The organism is Catenulispora rubra (assembly GCF_015356825.1).
Taxonomy (GTDB): Bacteria; Actinomycetota; Actinomycetes; order Streptomycetales; family Catenulisporaceae; genus Catenulispora; species Catenulispora rubra.
In genome coordinates this window covers 1-19,966 of sequence record NZ_JAACYW010000214.1, presented here as the reverse complement: position 1 = coordinate 19,966, position 19,966 = coordinate 1, and the positions used below count along the sequence as shown (strand labels likewise).

Annotated in this window: 12 protein-coding genes; 4 read left to right on the top strand and 8 right to left on the bottom strand. The window is 71.2% G+C overall.

Features of this window, described 5'->3' with window-relative positions; all coding sequences use genetic code 11:
* Nucleotides 1-303: 303 nt before the first annotated feature.
* Nucleotides 304-1,578, bottom strand: a complete 1,275-nt coding sequence (locus GWK61_RS38885) for a cation:proton antiporter (protein WP_194916718.1) — start codon at nt 1,576-1,578, stop codon at nt 304-306.
* A 427-nt stretch (nt 1,579-2,005) separates the two neighbouring features.
* Nucleotides 2,006-2,737 carry a helix-turn-helix domain-containing protein gene (locus tag GWK61_RS38880; protein WP_194916717.1) on the bottom strand — a complete coding sequence of 244 codons (732 nt, stop codon included), beginning with the start codon at nt 2,735-2,737 and terminating at the stop codon, nt 2,006-2,008.
* An 815-nt stretch (nt 2,738-3,552) separates the two neighbouring features.
* Here GWK61_RS38880 and GWK61_RS38875 point away from each other — a divergent pair.
* The 3 genes from GWK61_RS38875 (at nt 3,553) to GWK61_RS38865 (ending at nt 6,805) form a co-directional block, all read left to right on the top strand.
* Nucleotides 3,553-4,350, top strand: coding sequence for a thioesterase II family protein (locus GWK61_RS38875; protein WP_194916716.1), 798 nt, complete (start codon nt 3,553-3,555; stop codon nt 4,348-4,350).
* A 198-nt stretch (nt 4,351-4,548) separates the two neighbouring features.
* On the top strand, nt 4,549-5,379 hold the full coding sequence (locus tag GWK61_RS38870; protein ID WP_194916715.1) for an ABC transporter permease: 831 nt from the start codon (nt 4,549-4,551) through the stop codon (nt 5,377-5,379).
* Nucleotides 5,380-5,560: 181 nt separating this feature from the next.
* Entirely contained in the window at nt 5,561-6,805 is a 1,245-nt protein-coding gene (locus GWK61_RS38865) for a cytochrome P450 (protein WP_194916714.1), read from the top strand.
* A 275-nt stretch (nt 6,806-7,080) separates the two neighbouring features.
* On the opposite strand, the gene GWK61_RS38860 is transcribed toward GWK61_RS38865, so the two are convergent.
* Complete coding sequence (locus GWK61_RS38860) at nt 7,081-10,296, bottom strand: ATP-binding protein (RefSeq protein WP_194916713.1); 3,216 nt, start codon at nt 10,294-10,296, stop codon at nt 7,081-7,083.
* A gap of 259 nt (nt 10,297-10,555) precedes the next feature.
* Here GWK61_RS38860 and GWK61_RS38855 point away from each other — a divergent pair, with 259 nt between their 5' ends.
* A complete protein-coding gene (locus tag GWK61_RS38855; protein ID WP_194916712.1) occupies nt 10,556-11,509 on the top strand; it encodes an ATP-binding cassette domain-containing protein in 954 nt (317 codons plus the stop codon).
* A 109-nt stretch (nt 11,510-11,618) separates the two neighbouring features.
* On the opposite strand, the gene GWK61_RS38850 is transcribed toward GWK61_RS38855, so the two are convergent.
* The 5 genes from GWK61_RS38850 to GWK61_RS38830 form a co-directional block, all read right to left on the bottom strand.
* Nucleotides 11,619-12,635 (bottom strand): alpha/beta fold hydrolase, encoded by a 1,017-nt coding sequence (locus GWK61_RS38850; RefSeq protein WP_194916711.1) that lies wholly within the window; start codon nt 12,633-12,635, stop codon nt 11,619-11,621.
* The gene (locus GWK61_RS38845; RefSeq protein WP_194916710.1) at nt 12,632-13,456 is read right to left on the bottom strand and encodes a 2-oxo acid dehydrogenase subunit E2; all 825 of its coding nucleotides are present in this window, start codon (nt 13,454-13,456) and stop codon (nt 12,632-12,634) included. Before GWK61_RS38845 ends, GWK61_RS38850 begins: the two co-directional genes overlap by 4 nt.
* Nucleotides 13,456-13,986, bottom strand: a complete 531-nt coding sequence (locus GWK61_RS38840) for an allene oxide cyclase barrel-like domain-containing protein (protein WP_194916709.1) — start codon at nt 13,984-13,986, stop codon at nt 13,456-13,458. Before GWK61_RS38840 ends, GWK61_RS38845 begins: the two co-directional genes overlap by 1 nt.
* A gap of 103 nt (nt 13,987-14,089) precedes the next feature.
* Entirely contained in the window at nt 14,090-18,733 is a 4,644-nt protein-coding gene (locus GWK61_RS60045) for a type I polyketide synthase (protein WP_438939805.1), read from the bottom strand.
* Between the two features lie 23 nt (nt 18,734-18,756).
* Nucleotides 18,757-19,966, bottom strand: a 1,210-nt coding sequence (locus tag GWK61_RS38830; protein ID WP_194916707.1) for a beta-ketoacyl reductase, incomplete at its 5' end; no start/stop codon positions are given.

The window sequence follows — 19,966 nt, the reverse complement described above, 5'->3', positions numbered from 1 at the left end:
ATCATCGACGAGGTGGTGCGCAACCACCGCAACCACGCCGCGGCGCAGTAGCGCAGTGGCGCGGTAGGCGCGGCGGACCTCGCCGGCGCCGGCCGTCCGCCATCAACGGTGCTCGGTGGACGGCCGCACCAGGTCACAACGGGTGCCCGGGGCCCGTTTCGTGATCCCCGAGCCCGAAGCCAGCAATTCAGGAGGGAAATCGAGGGACCGTTCAGGTCCGGTTGTTTCGGGCGGTTCGGCAATTGTGGAGGCGACGCCCGCCGCCTCTCCCGCAAGACTCTCGCTCAGGGGAGCGCGATTTCTCTACGGCCGCGCCGGCTTCAGCTCCTGCCGCTGCGCGCGACGGCTGGAGCGGGGCTCCAGCTCCGGGGTGATCACCGGCCGGCGGTAGACGCGGGTCAGGAGCGGTCCGGTCATCACAGTGGTGATCACAGCCATGGCGACCATGAGGGAGTACAGCTTCCCGTCGAGCAGGCCGAGTTGCAGGCCGACGCCCAGGACGATCAGCTCGGTGAGCCCGCGCGTGTTCATCAGCACGGCCAGGCCCGAGGCCGCACGCGGCGGCAGGCCGCGGTAGCGGGCGCCGAGATACGTGCCGCCGAACTTCCCGATCACCGCCACCGCCATGATCACACCGAGCCGGGCCAGGTCGCCGACGCTCAGCTTGCCGAGGTTCACGTTGAGCCCGGCGACGACGAAATACACCGGCAGCAGCACGGTGGTGAGCTGCGTGGCACTCTCCCGCATCCGTTCCCGTGTCTCCTCAGTACCCTGCCGGGGCAAGGCGGCACCGAACAGGAACGCGCCGAAGATGAAGTGCATCCCCATCGCCTCGGTCGCGGCACCGGACAGCAGGGTGCCGATCACCACGACGACGAACGCGGCCTGCGCACGCCGCTCCGGATGGTCCACGACGATCCCGTGCAAGCGGTGCAGTCCGGGCCGGACGATCAGCGGCATCGCCAGGACGAACGGCACCATCAGCGCGACCCGCCAGGCGTCGCCGGACCCGACCGCCAGGGCCTGGACGAGGGCCAGCCCGACCCAGGCCGCGATGTCGACGATCGCGGCGGTGGCGATCGCCATCCCGCCCAGCGGCGTGCTGGACAGGCCGCGGTCGGTGAGGATCCTGGCCAGCACCGGGAAGGCCGTGATGGACAGGGCCAGGCCGACGAACACCACCGACCCCGCGAAGTTCTTCTCCCGGTGCCCGTGCAGGATGTAGAAGGCGGCGGCGAGGCCGAGCCCGAAGGGGACCAGCATGGATCCGGCCGCCGAGCGGATCACGCCGGGTCCGCGACCGCGCAGAGCGCTGCCATCGAGCTCCAGACCGACGCCGAACATGAACACCGCCACGCCGAGGTTCGCCATGGCCGTGAGCAGAGGGCGGACATCCGAGGGGAACAACCGGGTGGCCACGGCCCCGTGGAACAGCGTCGGCCCGAGCAGGATGCCCGCGATGATCTCGCCGACGACGGGTGGCTGGCCGAACCGCACACCGAGCAGGCCCAGGGCCCGGCCCAGGAAGAGGATCAGCGCGAGGTCCACGAACAGCAGCTGGATCTGATGGCTCGTCATTTCAAGGTATCTCCGCTCTCGCTGACAATGGGGCGGGCTTCTCGGCCGGGCTGACAGCCGGCTCAGGCGGACGCGGGGACGCCGGACGCCTCGGCAACGAGGTCGTCGAGTCGGAACTCCTGGTATTCGATGGGCTGTGGAGGCGCTCGACGAAAGCGCGGATCCCGTCGAGGAGGGCCCGGTTGTGGGCATGACGGCGTTCAGGGGACCCAGACAGTCTGGAAGGGTGGGTCTGGAGGATTCCTGGAATCGTTCTGTACGGCTGCGCCGGGACGGGCGTCGTCGCAGATGCCGCCCGGGCGGCGAACCGTTCGGCGGCGTCGGGTCCCGGCACACCGTGCCAGTGGCCGGACACGGCGGTCCCGGTCAGGGAGGGACCGTCGTGTCCGGCGTCGGACCGGGTGTCGGACCCGGCGTCAAGCGGGCGTCAGGCAGCGCGCGCCAGTACGTCCTCGGCGGCCTCCAGCTGGGGCAGGGCGAACAGCATCGGTGGATCGGTCCACCGGTGCGGCTCCACGGTGAGGTCCACCTCCACCTTCCCGCCCGAAGCCACCTCGACGGGTCCGCGGCTGTCCACGAGCAGCCGTCGAGCACGCCGGGCACCGTCCCCGCCCGGTGCCACGCTGCCGATGGCATGGAGGTACCAGGCGCCGGCCGGGACCCGGTCGAGGCGGAACGCGCCGGGCCGTTCGAGGACGGCGTGCGCCACGGGCGGGCATTCCAGGATCGGGCTCTCGAACACGCCGACGTACAGCGCCGGGGCGGCCTGGTCCGGTGCGTGCAACGTCCCGGTGACGGCGCCGCCGCCGGGGTGGGCCGGGACGACCCGCCGCTGCTCGACGAGCGCGTGGTTCCGGTACTGGATCGGCGAGCAGCCCACGGATGCGGTGAACCGCCGGGTGAAGCTCCCCGTGCTGCTGTACCCGACCTCGGCGGAGATCTCCGAGACGTTCATCGTCGTGCTGCGCAGCAGGCGCTTCGCGTGCTGGATCCTCAGGGCGCTGAGATATCTGCACGGCGTCACGCCCACCACCACCCGGAACATCCGGATGAAGTGGAACTTGCTCATGATCGCCGCGTCTGCCATGTCGTCGAGGGTGAGTGGATCGAAGTAGCGCGCCCGCATCAGGTCGACGGCCTGCCGGATCAACTGTTCCATGCCGATCTCCAGAAGTGGGGGGTGAGTCAGCGAACGATGACTGGTCGAGAACGCGGATTCCTGGTGATGCCACCTCCGGCGTGCACGAGGACGGGCGCTGCCGGGCGGCCCGCCGTTCGATGGGCCCGGGCTGCCGCCGGACCGGCGCTGCCGGCGATCGCCGATCACCGGCGATCACCGCTACCGCGGACCGCCTGTGGCGTGACAGGTCCGCGCACTACTGCCGTGAAACTCCGCACCCCGCTGGGAACGACAGAGTCCGGACACCTTCCGGCACGTCGAGGCGGGGTTCACCGAAGGGCGCCTCAGAGAATCGACGCCCTGAACCGCCGTGACCTCCGCGGGCGGACTCCGGGGCCCCACCCCGCGTCCGACGCTCTCCGCAATGCCATGTCGAAACCCACTCTCCCCGTGAACCGGCGACGCAAGGTCAGCCCGATGGGTCGGTGTCCATGTCGTTCCCCCGTGAGGGCGGCCCCGCGACTTCGAACACACGACCAGAATCGGAGTCTGTCCCAGGCCCCTCGCAAACGACACACAAAACGCTGTCGCGTCTCACCGGCACAGCTGTCAGCTCAACAGAGCGCCGCGATAGGGGTCGCCCGCCAGGCCGGACCGTCGGCGCGCAGGGGCCGTTGACGTGGTGTTGTCAGGGCACGGCTGCCGAAGCCCTCTATATCAGGCTTCAGATATCAGTGGACTGACTTCTGTCAGATCGCACTCGGCTCCACCCCGGAAGGCAGCAATATGCGCGACGACTCCACATGCGCCCGGACGCCACGCTGGAGATCGCCGATCGCGGAGAGAGTCGCCGAATGGATGCTCTGATCACTACCGACGCCGAACCCCGGCGAATGCCTGCGGCCGTGGACGCCGTTCGCTGGCCGGCCTCGGACCCGCCCCGGCTCCGGTTGTTCTGCCTGCCGCACGCCGGCGGCGGCGCGGTGACGTACCGGCTGTGGGCGCGGCACCTGGGGCCGGACGTCGAGGTCGTCTCGATCCGCCTGCCCGGCCGGGAGACCCGGCACCGGCAGGCCCCGGCACGGCGGATCGACCAGCTGGTGCCGGCGCTGACCAGGACCCTCGCGGCCGGCACGGATCTGCCCTACGCCGTCTTCGGTCACAGTCTGGGAGCCCTGCTGGCGTTCGAGACCTGCCGGGAGCTCGCCCGGCTCGATCTCGCGCAGCCGGTGCGGCTGCTGGTGTCCGGCCGGCCCGGGCCGCACCTGGTCCCCCGGCTCGCCCCGATCCACGACGCGTCGGACCGGAGACTGTGCGAACGGCTGCGGGAGATGGGCGGCACCCCGGAGGAGGTCCTTCAGGACCAGGACGTCATGTCCAACCTGCTGCGGGTGCTGCGCGCGGACCTCGAGGTCGCGGAGACCTACCGGTGCCTGCCGGCTCCGCCGCTGGACATCCCGATCTCGGTCTTCGGCGGCGCCGGCGACCGGTTCGTCCCGACCGGGGATCTGGGGGCCTGGGCCGAACACTCCAAGGTCGGCTGCCGGGTGCGGGTCTACGAGGGAAGTCACTTCTACCTCCACGAGGATCCCGCGCCGATCCTGCGCGACATCGCCACCGACCTGTCGGAGTTCTGCCCCTCGCCGCGATGAGGTGGTCTGCCCGGACCGGCGGACGGATCGGGCGGAGGCGGCGTGCCAGTATTTTGCGCGCCGTTTGCGAGCGTGCTCGGAAACACTGCCGACATGACCCCCTCGGTCGAAGCAGAGGGCCCGGTCAAACCCGATCCAGGCCGTACTCGACGAAACCGGCGGCCGGGTCGTGAGACACCGAAATCTGGGAGGAACCCGATGACGTCGCAGAAGACGACGCCTGCCACCCACACGAGCGCCGGGGCCGGGCCACCGCGCCGGCGCCGGTTCGGGCTGCTCAGGCACAGCTTGCTGCTCGCGGGGCGCAGCCTGACCAAGACCCGCCGCAACCCCGGCGTGCTCGGCGACGCCGTGCTGCTGCCGGTGATCTTCCTCCTGCTCTTCGTCTACCTCTTCGGAGGGGCCGTCGCCGGGTCGACGCACGCCTACCTGCAGTACATCTTCCCGGGGATGCTCGTGATGACCACGATCCTGAGCGGGATGATGGCCACCGGGGTCAACCTGAACATCGACATCAAGAAGGGCGTGTTCGACCGGTTCCGCAGCCTGCCCATCGGCCGGTCGGCCCCGCTGCTCGGCTCGATCCTGGGCGACGCGATCCGCTACCTGCTCTCGATCGCCGCCCTGTTCGCGATCGGGTTCGTCCTGGGGTTCCGGCCGCACCGCGGGATCGTGGACGCCGTCGCGGCCTGCCTGCTCACGGTGCTCTTCGGCTTCTGCCTCAGCTGGGCGTTCGTCCTGGCCGGCGTGCTGATCAAGGAGACCAGCGCGGTGCAGAGCGTGGTGGTGCTGACCATGTTCCCGCTGGCTTTCGGCACCAACATGGTCGCGCCGGCCAAGACCATGCCGGGCTGGCTGCAGGCCTTCGTCAACGGCAACCCGGTGACCCAGGTGGTCGACGCCGCCCGCGGGCTGCTGGTGGGCGGCCCGGTCGCGCACGCGGTCGTCAGCTCCCTGGCCTGGTCGGCCGCATTGGTGGCGGTCTTCGCGCCGGTCTCGGTCCTGGTGTACCGGCGGCGCACCTACTGACTCACGGCGACCGGCGCCGGACCGGCGCCGGGGCCGAATCGCAATCTGGGCGACGCCAGGGCGGCCCGCCGGCTGTTTGACTTCCGACCGTGCCCAAGGCCGTCCCGGCCGATCCGCGGTACGGGACGGACCCGGCGCCAGCCTTGCGACCGCCCGTGCGTCCGATTGAAGGAGACCGGTGTTGAACAGCCCCAGTCAGGACACTCTGCCGGCCCATGCCGACCCTGAAGCCGAGCAGCTCTTCTACAGCATCATGGTCAGTTCGGGCGACGACCTGTACGCCAACTACCAGCGCCTGCGCGAGACCGCGCCGGCCCTGCTGACCAGCGACGGCACGCTCGTGCTGTCCCGTTTCGCCGACTGCAGCGACGCGCTGCGGCACCGCGCCCTGGGCAAGGGCGACGAGTTCATGCGGCTCAAGTTCGCCCCGGTGTCCCCGGAACAGCTGAACGCGGTGCTCGAACACCTGCAGCGCAGCATGATCATGATCAATCCGCCGGACCACACCCGGATCCGGGGGCACGTGAACGCCGGCTTCACCGGAGGACACGTCGAGGCCCTGCGCGCGTCGGTCACCGAGCGGGCCGAGCGCCTGCTGGAGAAGCTGGCCGCCGAGCCCGGCGGCGACTTCGTCAGCGGGTTCGCGCTGGCCCTGCCCAGCGGGGTGATCTGCGACCTGCTGGGCGTGCCGGAGGCCGACCGCGCCGCCCTCACCCCGCACATCCTCGACCTGGCCCTGCTGGTGCAGGCCACACCGACCGAGGAGCAGCTCGGACGCGGGGTCGCCGCGGCCGCGAGCCTGGCCGACTACTTCACCGGCCTGCTCAAGGAGAAGCACGCGAACCCGGCCGACGACATGCTGAGCCGGCTGGTGGCCACCCGGGACGGCGACGGCCTGGACGACGGCGAGGTCCTGTCGACCGCGCTGCTGTTCTTCCTGGCGGGCAACAAGACCACCGCGGACATGCTCGGCAACGCGCTGCACGCGATCGTCACGCACCCGGACAAGCTCGCGGAACTGCGCGCCGATCCGTCCGTCATCCCCACCGCCGCCGACGAGCTGCTGCGCTTCGACGGACCGATGCAGCTCAACGCGCGCACCGTGCTGGAGCCGGTCACCATCGCCGGGGCGGACCTGGAGCCCGGCAAGGCGGTGATCATCCTGCAGGGCGCGGCCAACCACGACCCGGAGCGGTTCGAGAACCCCGAGGAGATGGACCTGCGCCGGACCAACAACGGCCACCTGGCCTTCTCCTCCGGCATCCACTTCTGCACCGGCGCCCAGCTCGCCAAGCTCGAGATCGAGGTGCTGCTGAGCACCGTCTTCCTGGGCTACAGCGAGGTCTCCTTCACCGAGACCCCCGAGCGCTACCCCGGCGTGGGGATGCGCTACTTCGAGGAGCTGCGGGTCTCGCTGAAGCGCTGAGCGCCGCCGGGCATCCGCGCCGGCTGACATCCGGCGCGGCGGCTCACCCGGCCCGGGAGTGGAGCAGCTGACATGCGGTGGAGCGGAATGAATCCGCCGCTGTCAGCGCGCCCGGCACAGCCCGCCGGCCAACCGCCAGGCCTGGCAGCCAACCGCGGGCCGATTGCCCGGCCGATCTCCAGCCTCATGGCGATCGCCGGACCTCCGAGCAACCAAGCCTCCAGCCCACCTCCAGCCCACCGCCAGCTCTCCGGCCGATCGCCCGGCGGGGCGCGTCAGTCGGCGCGGCTCAGGCCCGGACAGCTGGCCAGCTCCGCCTCGATGAACGCCAGCGCGGCGGCCCGGTCCCGGGCGTGGCCGGCGGCGTAGGCGGCCGCGTATTCGGCTATCCTCAGCCGCTTGATCAGCTCTTCGGCCAGCCGGGCCACGTCCGGGTTGCGATCGTCGCCCGCACCGCGCAGGGAGTGCGCCGCGCCGAGCACCTCGGCGGCTGACCGGGGCCGGCCCAGAGCGGCTCGCAATCCGGCGACGCCGACGGCGACCATCGCCACCACCGGCATGTCCGGCACGTTCACCGCGAGCGTGAGCGCCTCGCCGAGCAGCCGCGCGGCCTCGCCGAAGTCGCCGACGGCGACCGCCCAGTGCCCCCGGGCCGCGCCCAGGGTGGCGTGGAACAGCGGGCCGACGTTCGCCACCCGCCCCAGGTCCTCGGCCGCCGCGGCGTACTGCTTCTCGGCCTCGACCAGGTCCCCTTCGTAGCGGCCCAGGTTGCCCAGGGCGATCCGCGCGAACATCAGGTGGCGGGGCGAGGCCTTCCCGGGGCGGGCTCCGACGATCGCCTCGAGTTCCACGCGCGCGCCGGCCACGTCCCCTTCCTGGGTACGCGCCAGGGCCAGGGCCGACCGCTGGAGCACCGCGGCGTCGTCCGGATCGAGTTCGCGCAGCAGGCGGATCGACTCCTCCAACGCGACCACCACCCGGTCGGGTTCGCCGAGGATCGAGCAGGCCTCCGCCAGCGCGGTGAGCGACATCGCCGAGCCCCAGCGCTCCCCCGCGGCCCCGAAGGCCTCCACCGCGGCCTCCAGCGTCACCCGGGTCCCCCGCATGTCCCCGTGGTTGCCCTGAAGGAACGCCCTGACCAGGAGCAACATCGCCTGGGCCCACGGATCGGGGTGCGGCAGCCGACGCCCGATGGCGGCCATCCCCCACTCGACGTCGTCGGCCACCAACGCCAGACAGGGTTCGAGCAGGTCGGCCGCCGGCTGGCCGGCGCCGTGCCGGGTGAGGGCCAGCACGCGGTACTCCGGCAGGGGAAGGCTGGCCCGCGTCATGCCGCCGGCCAGAACGGTGTTGATCAGGCACAGGCTCGCAGCCGCAGCCCTGGCCGGCGTGCCGGCGCCACCGGGAACCCGGAGCGCGAGCAGCAGCCGGGTCGCGGCCCCGGCGTGATCGCCGTGGATGGTCCACAACAGCCCGAGCGCGGCGGCCAGGCGCACCGCGGTGTCGGCGTCCTCGACGTCGATCGCGTACTGCAGCGCGCACAGGAGGTCTTCGCGATGGCAGGCGAGCCGGGCGAGCCACGGCAGCTGCCCGTCGCCGCGAAGCGCCGGGGCGGCCTGCTCGGCCAGGCCGAGGAAGTGGGCGACGTGGCAGCGCCTGGCCTGCTCGAGCCGGCCGGACTCCAGCAGGCGTTCGAGCGCGTACTCACGGATCGTCTCGAGCATCCGGTAGCGGCCCTCCGGCCCGTCGACCACCTGTAGCAGCGACTTGTCCACCAGTGCCGCGAGGACGTCGAGCACCGTCTCCGGCGACGTGCCGTCCTGCGCGCACACGCCCTCGGCCGCCGCGAGCGTCACCTCGCGGGGAAAGACCGCCAGCCGCTCGGCGAGCCGCCGCTCGTCCTCGCGAAGCAGGCTCCAGCTCCAGGCCACGACCGCCCGCAGGGTCTGGTGCCGCGGCAGCGCGGTCCGGCTGCCCCCGGTGAGCAGCCGGAAGCGGTCGTCCAACCGGGACACCAGCTGTTCCAGCGGCAAAGAGCGCAGCCGGGCCGCGGCCAGTTCGATGGCCAGCGGCAGACCGTCCAGCCGGCGGCAGACCTCCACGAGCGCCGCGACGTTGTCCGCGCCGAGCTCGAAGTCCGGCCGGACCTCCGAAGCCCGGTCCAGGAGCAGCCGGATCGCCGGGGACTCCCGGGCCTGCTCCACGGTCGCCCCCGGCTCGGGCCAGCCGAGCGGCAGCACCGGGCACTGGGCCTCGCCCGGGACGCCGAGCGGTTCGCGGCTCGTCGTCATCACCTTCAACAGCGGACAGCGGCCCAGGAGTTCGTCGACACAACGGGCCACGGTGTCCAGGAGATGTTCGCAGTTGTCGAGCAGAAGCACTGTGAGCGATCCGCTGAAGAACTCGACCAGCCGGTCCAGGACCGCGTCGCGGTCCCGCTCGGCCAGGTTCGGCTCGCGCAGGCCCAGGGCGTCGGCCACCAGGCGGGTGACGTCCTCCGGCTCGGTCGCGGAGGCGAGTTCGACGACCCACACGCCGCCGGGCACGCAGCCCTCGTACCCGGCCACCAGCTCGCCGGCCAGCCGGGTCTTGCCGACCCCGCCCGGCCCGACCAGGGTGACCAGGCGGGACCGTTTGAGCCGGTCGGCGACTGCCGCTATGTCCTCGGTGCGGCCGACGAAGCTGCTCAGCGGGACGCGGAAGTTGCCCGGCGTCCGCATCCGCACCGCCGGCGGCCGCTCGGCGGCGGCCGGGTCGGACGTGCCGCGCAGCACCTCCATATACACCCTTTGCAACCGTTGGCCCGGATCGGTGCCGAGCTCCTCGGCCAGCAGCCGCCGGTACTGTTCGAACGCCGCCAGCGCCTCGGACTGGCGGCCGTCCGCGTCGAGAACCTGCACCAGCAGCGTCCGTAAACGTTCCCGCAGCGGATGTGCGGCGACCAGTTCTTCGAGCTCTGCCACGGCATGGGCGGGCAGGGCCGAACCGGCCAGCAGTGCCTCGAACTTGTCCTCGACGGCGCCGAGCCGGACCTCCTCCAGCCGGGCCGCGACGGCCTGGGCGAACGGCGCCCCCGCCACGTCCGCCAGCGCCTCACCGCGCCACAGGCCCAGGGCTTCGTCGAGGCGCTGGCGCGCGACCGAGGCCCGGCCCTGGGCGAGCGCGCGCCTTCCCTCCTGTGCCAGCTGCGTGAAGTGCAGCGCGTCCACGGCCTCGGTGGTCAGGTCGAGGCTGTAGGCCCCGCTCGACGAGCGCAGAGCCGGGTGCCGTCCCAGGGCCTGCCGGAGCCGGGACGCCAGAGAATGCAGGGCGTGCGCCTCTTCCTGCGGTCCGCCTTCCGGCCACAGCGCCGCCGACAGGGAACCGACCGTGACCGGCCGGCCGGCGTCCAGGGCCAGCCGGATCATCAGCGCCCGCAGCCGGGCACCGCCCATCGGGACCTGTTCACCGTCCACCACCACTTCCAGCGGACCGAGAATGCCCACCCACATAGGCGGTTCCACCCCCGGGCTGGACCCCGTTCCGACCACCGTCGTACCGCCGCCCTTCGAGACAGTCACCGACGACTCGCCGTGACAAGTCCTTTCGTCACGGTTCGCCCCGATGCACCCGCAGCCCCCCCGGGCCGCTCGATCACCACTCGAAAAATCAATGTACTGACCTCGCCGGGGATCGGCCATAGCGGTGCCGGGCGGGGCGTACGAGCGGATCGACAGCGATCTGACAGCGTCCCGTGCGAGCGTGGACCCCATGAATCACGCATTCGAGACCGTCGGCCTGGTCAAGCGCTTCGGCCGGGTGAGCGCCCTGTCCGGAGTGGACCTGGCGGCCCGCCCCGGAAGCGCCCTGGGCGTCCTGGGACCCAACGGTGCCGGAAAGACGACACTGGTCCGCATCCTGGCCACTTTGCTGCGCCCGGACGAGGGCCGGGTCTTCGTCCACGGCCTCGACGCGGTGCGGCAGGCCTCCGAGGTCCGCCGGATCATCGGCGTGACCGGGCAGTACGCCTCGATCGACGAGGACCTGACCGGCCGGGAGAACCTGGTGCTGATCGGCCGGCTCCTCGACCTGTACGCCGCCGACGCCCGGACCCGCGCGACCGAGCTGCTGGAGCGGTTCGGACTGGCCGAGGCCGCCGACCGGAAGGCCGGCGGCTACTCCGGCGGCATGCGCCGCCGCCTCGACCTCGCGGCCAGCCTGGTCGGCCGGCCCGCGGTGCTCTACCTCGACGAGCCCACGACCGGCCTGGACCCGGCGGCCCGCCAGGAGGTCTGGCGATCCGTCCGCGCCCTGCTCACCGACGGTGTCACGGTTCTGCTGACGACGCAGTACCTGGAGGAGGCCGACGCGCTCGCCGACGAGATCTCGGTCATCGACCACGGCAAGGTCATCGCGCACGGCACGCCGGGCGAGCTGAAGCGGCGGGTCGGCGGGCAGACGGTGGTGGTCCGCCCGACCGTCCCGGACCGGCAGGAGGAGCTCGCCACGCTGCTGACCGAGCTGACCGGGCACGGCCCGGAACAGGACAGCCGGGGCGCTCTGGTCGTGCCGCTGGACGGGGGAACGGCCTTCAGCCAGGTGGCGTTCCAGATCGAGTCGCGCGGGATCGAGGTCAGCGAACTCGCGCTGCGGCTGCCGAGTCTGGACGAGGTGTTCCTGACGTTGACCGGGACGAACCGGTCCGAGTCCGGTTCGGACAGCTGACGCGGGCGCCGAGCGCGCCAAGCCGGCGGACCGACGGGCTGGCGGGCCGGCGGGCCGCGGTCGGCACGCCGGATCCGACGACCGCCGCGGCGCGCCGGCCGTCGCGGGCCTACCGCATCTCAAGGAGCGAGTTGAACACCCACCCCCTGATCTCCTCCGAATGCTCCGGCGATCCGTGAACGTCGTCATACTCGGTCAGTGAGAGCCGGCGCGCGTTCTCGCGCAGGAACCCCACTTCGCCTGGCGGGATGATCTCGTCCCGAAGACTCGCCGTGTAGTACAAGGGGATGTCGAGCCGACCCAGAGCCTGCGGACCCACCATCCACTGCTGGTCGAGGAAGGTGTCGACCAGCTTCTCCGCCGGCGCCCCGATCAGATGGACCAGCGTGTCCACGGTCACGCGCGGGAGTCCGCCGAACCAGTCCCGGTCGGTGAAGAACTCGCTGACCGGCGCGCCGATCGTCACGATGCCTCGTACCCGCGGATCCTCTGCCGCCCAGCGCAGCGCCAGATGTCCGCTGAAGCTCAGCGCGGCGGCGTAGACGCGGTCGGTGTCACAGCGGCCCCGCACCGCCTCCAGGATCGCCGGGAACATCCGCCAGCTCTCCGGGCCGTACGCCACCGAGTTCTCGCCGACGCCCGGCATCTCCGTCACGACCATGGCCATGCCGAGACGTTCGGCCAGCGGCAGCAGGGGACCCCACTGTTCCTTGACGCTGACGATCCCGCCCAGGATGATCACCAGCGGCCGGGCCGGGTCCGTGAGCCCCGAGGCCCAACAGCCGACCGTGCCGCCGCCGGGCGGACTCACCTCGAAGCGCTCCGCGCCGGGCACCGTCCCCGCCCACCGCGCGAAGGAGTTCACACAGCTTTCCAGCGACCGGCGGCGGGCGGCGTTGTCGACGAAGGGAAAACGGCCCATGTTGTAGCAGCTCGTCGCTTCGAGGAAGCCGCCCTCGGACTCCAGCGCCGCACCGGCCCGGATCCACTCGCCCGCCCAGGAGCCGTCCGCCCCGTCGCCGTCGTCGTGGATACGGTCGAGCACCGTACGGTAGCGCTCCTCGGGAACCTGCTGGGCCTTCGCGTGCGCCACCACGAACTGCTTCAGTTCTTCGATGTCGTTCATACCCGGCTCTCCGTCGTCTGCGCGGGGCTGTCGGCGGCCTCGGCATCAGCATCGGCATCGGCGGCCGGGAACGTCTCGAGCGCCTCCTTGATCTCGGTCAGCACATCCGCCGCCTGCGCACCGTCGATCACCCGGTGGTCGAAGGCGAGGTTCAGCCGCATCACCGGTGCGATCGTGATCTCCCCGTCGCGGACGACCGGACGGGGCGCCACCCGGCCCACGCCGAGCGTGATCGTGGTGCCGCCGACGGACTGGAAGCCGTCCACGGCACGATGGCCGAGCGAGGTCACCGCGAACGTGCCGAGCCGTGCCGGACGCGCCGCCAGCGGACGCGTGGCCCTGTGGTAGAGCAGGCGGGCGAGCGGCGGGGGCAGGCGTTGCAGGGTCCGAAGCGCCTTGAGCTGCGGGGCGTCGCCGACCTCGACGTCGCGAAGACGATCCAGACCCTGCTGGATCTGGTCCAGCTCCGCGCGGTCCAGCCCCGGAAGGACCGCCGCCACCACGATCCGCTGGCCGTCCAGGGCCTTGTCGAAGGTGACCTTCCCGTTGACCTCCGGATAGCGCGCGACCTTGGGCCGGCCCCGGCCCCGGATGGCCGCGTTGGCCTGCGGGTGCCGGAGCAGAACGCGGCCGGCGGCGTGCAGGATGTAGGCGACGTGGGAGTAGGCGCGCCCCTCCGCCTTGGCAGCGGACCGGTGGTCGCGGACCGCGGTCATGTCCACCTCGGTGTCGAGGTAGACGGGCGAAACGCCGCGGATCTCCTCCAGGAAGTACAAGGTGTGCCGGCGCTGCTGCGGAAACCGCCCGATCTGCGCGGGCATCAGTCGCACAGCCAGAGGTCGAGGCTGGCCCGGGTGTTGATCGTCACGGGCACCTGCAGCAGGCGCCAGGTGAGATATCCGTGCTTACCCGCGTAGGCACCGGTGGTGCCCTCGATCCGGAAGACCGCCGGCACGCCCTGCCACGTCGCCGTCCGGTCGACAGTGCCGGTCTCGTTGAACTGACCGTCGGGCAGGTCCTCGGTGGCGTGGTAGTAGCTGATCAGGTGGCCGTCGGCGGGGTCCTTCCGCTGGATCGAGACGTAGCCGACGGCGTGACCGACCTGCTTGTCGTTCTGGTCGAACACCGCGTCGTTGTAGATGACCGCGTCGCCCACCTCGTTGCCGGGGGGCACAGGCGTCCCGGTGCTGTTGTAGTTCAGTGTCAGCTCCGTCCATCCCTGGAGCAGGTGCTGACAAGAGTGTCCGGCGGCCTTGGCCCCGGTTGGATCCGCCTGTCCGGACGAGGCGTCCTTCGCGAAGCTGGATCCGGCCAGGGCACCGCTGACGCCGACCACGAGGGCCGTGCTCACGGCAAGGCGGGCACCGAGAAGGGGAAGATGTCTCATCGAGGGCCTCTCAGTCGGCGAGCTTTATCAGGACTCCGCCATCGTCGGCGCGGGCACTGAACGCCCGCTAAAGCGGCGACCGCTCTGATCGCCCGTCGGCCAGCTCGGCGACCAGGTACCTGGCCAGTCCGGCGGGCGAGGGGTAGTCGAAGATGACGACGGCCGGCAAGGTCAGGCCGGTGGCAGTGCACAGGATGTCCCGCAGTTGCAGACCGGTGAAGGACGAGAATCCCAGTTCCAGGAACGTCGATTCCGCGTCGATCTCCTCCGGGACGTCGTGACCGAGCACCTCGGCGGCCGCGGTACGCACCGCGCCGAGGACAGCCTCCACACGCTCGTTCTCCGGCAATCCGTCGAGATCTCGCAACAGCTCGGACGGCGGCCAGGCGCCCGAAGCCGCGTCGGTCCGCTGTGTGGTCGGCTTCTTGCGCCGCACCTCGGGCAGCTCCTCGAACAAGGCTCCGTACTCGCCGCCGTCATGCACGCGCTCGGCGAGGACGTCCCAGTCGGCGTCGAACACCGCGCAGGGCAGCCGGGCGTCGCCGAGCAGCCGGGGCAGCAGACCGGCGACGGAGGCGGGCGCGACGGTCCGCAGCCCGAGACCGGCCGGTCCGGTCACCACCAGCGTGCAGGGACGTCCCTCCCGTCGCCGAGTCTGGTGCAGACCCTCCAACAGCGCCTCGACCACCGCCGAGACCACGTCGTCCGGATCCCCGAGAGCCGCGCCGAGCGAGCCGAGCAGGAGGAAGTCGGCGACGTCGCGCTCGCGGGTCGCCTCGTGCAGCGCCCGCACCGCCTCGATCGCTTCACGGACGTGCCGGATCGTGTCGTCGAGGTCCGGAACGTCGTGATCCTGACTTGGGCGCTGTCGCGGCCACGGACTGTAGAGCAGGCTGATCGGACGATCCGGATCAAGGGCGTCGAGGCTCGCAAGCTCGTCAGGCGATACGAACGTTGCGCCCTGTTCGCAATACCCTTCGTCCAGCAGTCGGCCTACCGCAGCCTCCACCTGGGCGGTGGCCTCCCCGAGCACCGCCAGTCGGGCCGGTCCCCGGTCCGGAGCCGGCGCGGCGTCGGGGAGCGTCAGGACGCGACGCAGGCGGAGTCCGAAGACTCCCGACGCGCGCAGCGCCAACTGGCGTTCGGCCGGAACGGGTTCCGGGGCTCGGGCCAGCAGCCGCATGAATCGGTCCGCGTCGCGCGTCGTGGAGCCGAGGCCCTCGGGCGGCAGGTCGAGAAGGAAGCAGGCCGGGCCGGAGCCGGCGACCGCCGTTCGCCCGACTCCCCACGCGGCGCCCTGATGCAGATCGGGGGCCGGATCCGGCTCGATCGCGTCGACCGCGCCCCGGGTGAGGATCCACAGCGGGGCGCCGTTCGCGCCGTTCGCATGCTCTGCGTGGGCGGCCGCCAGTCGCAGGGCGAGCGGTGCCGCGGCTTCGCCGGCGTCGGAGAGCAGCACGATCGCCGCGGTGAGCGGTGCGAGCGGACTCGATCCCGGCTGCGGGACCGGGTCGGCGAACGTCTCGGCCAGGTCGTCCTCGGGCGCCACGGGCACGATGTGCGCCTCGGCGCCGTGGCGGGTCAACGCGTCGGCGATCGCCTGCGCCTCACGCCCGTCCTGGTGTGCGGCGTCGACGACGACGGAGTACCGGTGACCGTTCATGGAAGGCGTCCCGTGTCCCTCGGCAAGCCGCTTCCACACGAAGCGGTGCACCAGGTGCTGGCGGCGCTGCCACTGGGTGAGCGCCGGGAGCAGAGCCTCCAGATGATCCCGCTGCTGGGGGTCCAGATCGAGTTCGAGGGCGAGCGCTTCGGAATCGCCGTCCACGACCGCCGACCAGAAGCCCGCTTCGGACGAACCCGTGTCGTGGCTGTTCCGGTCGTCCGGTGTGGACGCTGGTTTGCCCGCATCCAGCCAGTAGCGGGTGTGCTGGAAGGAGTAGGTCGGCAGGTCAGGTAGCGGATCGGAGTTCTGATTGATGCGAGGGAGAGTCGTCCATGTGATGTCGGTGCCTGTGGTCCAGGCGTGGGCGAGGGTTTGGGTGAGGGTGTGGGCCTCGGGGCGGTCGGCACGCAGGGTGGGCAGGACGTATTCGGGTGCTGTTTCGAGGTTGTCCTCGGCCATGGCGCACAGCACAGCGTCGGGTCCGCATTCGATGTAGCGGGTGGCGCCGACCTGCTCGAGGGCGCGCATGGCACCACGGAAGTCGACGGTGTCACGGATCTGATCAGTCCAATACCGGGGTGAGCCGAGTTGTTCGTCGGTGGCAAGTAGGCCGGTACGACTGGAGATGATGGGGATCTGCGCCCGGTTGTAGGAGATCTCAGCCGCAATGGCGTGGAACTCCGACAGGATCGGATCCATATGCGGGGAATGGAAGGCGTGACTGGTCCGCAACCGCTTGGTCCGCACGCCGTCGATCCGCCAGCCGGTGGCGATCTCGTTGACCGCATCCGGGTCCCCGGAGATGACCGTGGACTGCGGCCCATTGATCGCCGCGATCGACACCCGGTCTTCGTAGCCTGCCAGACTCTCCTGGACATCAGCGGCCTCAGCACGAACGGAGACCATGGCACCGCCCGGTTCGGCAGCCTGCATCAGACGTCCCCGGGCAGCGACCAGCGCGCAGGCATCCGGCAGACTCAACACCCCGGACACGTGCGCAGCAGTCAACTCACCCAAGGAGTGACCGAGCAGCAGGTCCGGAGTCAGACCTGCCGATTCCAGCAACCGATACAGAGCAGTTTGTAGCGCGAACAACGCCGGCTGCGCATACCCGGTCTGATCGATGAGTGCGGACTGATCCGAATGCGGCTGGGCGTTGAGCACGGTACGCAGGGGCTGTTCCAGGTGTGGATCGAGGTGTTCGCAGACCTCGTCGAAAGTCTCGGCGTAGACAGGGAAGGCGGCATACAAGCCCAAGCCCATCCCGAGGCGCTGACTGCCCTGACCGGTGAACAAGAACGCGGTACGCCCGGACTGGACGACCGGAGCATGATGCCGGATCACCTCCGACGCACCCGCCCCCTGCGCCAACACACTCAACCCGCGCAACAGTTCCCTGCGATCCCGCCCCAACACCGCCGCGCGATGAGCAAACACCGAACGCGTCGCCAACAACGCCCGTGCGACCGCAGCCGGATCGGGTGCGGGCACGTCGGAGTCGGTCAGCGCTTCGAGCAACCGCGCGGCCTGAGCGTTGAGCGCCTCCGGAGTCCGCGCGGAGAGCAGCCACGGCACCACACCGGCCCCGGATCCCGCCCCCGCCTCAAGGATCTCGCCATCGGCGGGCTCCGGACCGGCCGGCATCCCCACCGTCTCAGGGGCCTGCTCCAGAATCACGTGCGCGTTGGTCCCGCTCATGCCGAAGCCGGAGACCGCGGCCCGGCGCGGACGCCCGGTCTCGGGCCAGGACCTGGCCTCCGTCAGCAGGCTGACGGCACCGGCGTCCCACTCCACATGGGGGCTGGGCGCGTCGACGTGCAACGTCTTCGGCAGCACCCCGGCCCGCATCGCCATGACCATCTTGATCACCCCGCCGACCCCGGCGGCGGCCTGGGTGTGGCCGATGTTCGACTTCAGGGACCCCAGGTACAGCGGGTTCGCGGCCGGCCGGTGCCGGCCGTAAGTCGCGAGCACCGCCTGGGCCTCGATCGGGTCGCCGAGCACCGTGCCGGTCCCGTGTCCCTCGACGACGTCCACGTCCGCCGGGGCTAGGCGGGCGTTGGCCAGGGCCTGGGTGATGACCCGTTCCTGGGACGGGCCGTTCGGGGCGTAGAGCCCGTTGCTCGCCCCGTCCTGGTTGACCGCGCTGCCGCGCAGGACGGCGAGCACCCGGTGCCCGGCTTTCTCGGCGTCTGACAACCGTTCCAGCGCCAGCAGGCCCACCCCCTCGCCGAACCCGGTGCCGTCCGCGGCGGCGGCGAACGCCTTGCACCGGCCATCCGGCGACAACCCCCGCTGCCGGCTGAACTCGACGAACAGGCCGGGGCTGGTCATCACCGTCACCCCGCCGGCCAGCGCCAGATCGCACTCCCCGGCCCGCAGGGCCTGCGCGGCGAGGTGCAGCGCGACCAGCGACGAGGAGCAGGCCGTGTCCACCGACACCGCCGGGCCCTCGAGCCCGAAGGTGTAGGCGATCCGGCCGGACGCCATGCTGTTCGTGCTCCCGCTGCCCATGAAGGCCTCGAACTCGGCCGGCACCCGCGGCAGCCGGATGATGTAGTCGGCGTACGCGACGCCGGTATAGACACCGGTCCGGGTGCCGCGCAGGCCGACCGGATCGATGCCCGCCCGCTCCAGCGCCTCCCAGGCGATCTCCAGGAGCAGCCGGTGCTGAGGATCCATCGCCACCGCTTCACGCGGACTGATCCCGAAGAACGCCGGGTCGAAGTCCCCGGCGTCGTAGAGGAATCCGCCGACGTCGACGTACGAGGTGCCCGGATGCCCGGGGTCGGGGTGATGGAGGCCGTCCGGGTCCCAACCGCGGTCGTCGGGAAACTCCGATATCGCGTCCCGTCCCTCGGCGACCAGCCGCCACAGCTCCTCGGGGGAGGTGACCCCGCCCGGATAGCGGCAGGCCATCCCGACGATCGCGATGGGCTCCGTGCGCTCGCGGTCCCCCTGGTCGATCCGGCGGCGCGCGTCCAGCAGCCGGGCCGTCACCCACTTGAGATACTCGGCGAGCTTCGCTTCCTCGGGCATGTCCACTCCCTGATAAGCCGTGCACGGTCTCAGACGCTGTTCTTGCCGAGCTCCCCGTCGATGAAGGCGAGGATGTCCGCCGTGGACGCTGATTCGATGTCGAATCCACCGGCCGCGACGGCCTGGCGCCGCCCGTCGGTCCGCAACCGGTCCACCAGCTGCTCCAACCGCAGGAACCCGGCTTCGCGCAGGTCGTCGCCTTCCGGGAGGACTGCGAACGTCCGTTCCATGCCCTCCAGCGCCGTGAGCAGGCCGTCGCGCGAGCCGAGGGGGTCGGCCTCGGGCGGGGTGAGGAGGGTGAGCAGGTGGGTGGCCAGGGCGCGCGGGCTGGGGTGGTCGAAGACGAGGGAGGCGGGCAGGCGGACGCCGGTGACGCCGGTGAGCCGGTTGCGCAGCTCGACCGCCGTGAGCGAGTCCAGACCGAGGTCCTTGAACGGACGCTCCAGCGCGACCTGGTCGCCCGAACCGTGCCCGAGGGCTGCGGCGACCTGCGTGCGTACCAGATCCATCACGGCTGCCCGCCGGCCGTCGGCATCGAGCTCCGTCAGGTTCTCCGCCCAACCACGACCGGCTCTGGTGTCGACAGCCACGCGCTGACGCGGTGCACTGACGTCTGAGCGCATCGGCACCACAACCGGCCACGGCCCGCGCCACAGCCGGTCGAACGACGCCAGATTCTCTTCCGCGGACAGCGTCGCACCGCTCTGGGCGATCAGGACGGCGGGTAGCCCTCGCGTCACCCGAAGCTTGCGGATCAACGCCTCGTAGCACGCGTCCTCCAGAGAACCGAGCATCGCGAAAGCCTCGATGTCCGGACTCGACGCAGCCAGCCGCTCCAGCTGCCCGACGACCTCCCCTGTCTCGACCGGAGATTCACCGCCTACATGGACGACTCCGGTGATCGGCAGTCGCGGCACGACTGTGTAAAGGCTCTGTTCGACGGCGACCGTGGCTCCGAGTGCTTCCAGATCGCGCACGGTCTCGGGCGTCCCCGGCCCGTCCGGGCCCTGACGCCCGACCAGGATCAGACTGCGCACCCCGTGAACCTGCACCAGGCGCCGCGCCACCAGTCCGCCCAACGCTCCGGTGCCACCAGAGACCACCACCGAACCCGACGTCACCGGCCCCGGAACCGACAACACCACCTTGCCCACATGCCGAGCCCGACTCAGAAAACGCAACGCCTCCCCAGCGCGCCGCACATCCCACACCGACACCGACCCCGGACCCACCAACCCC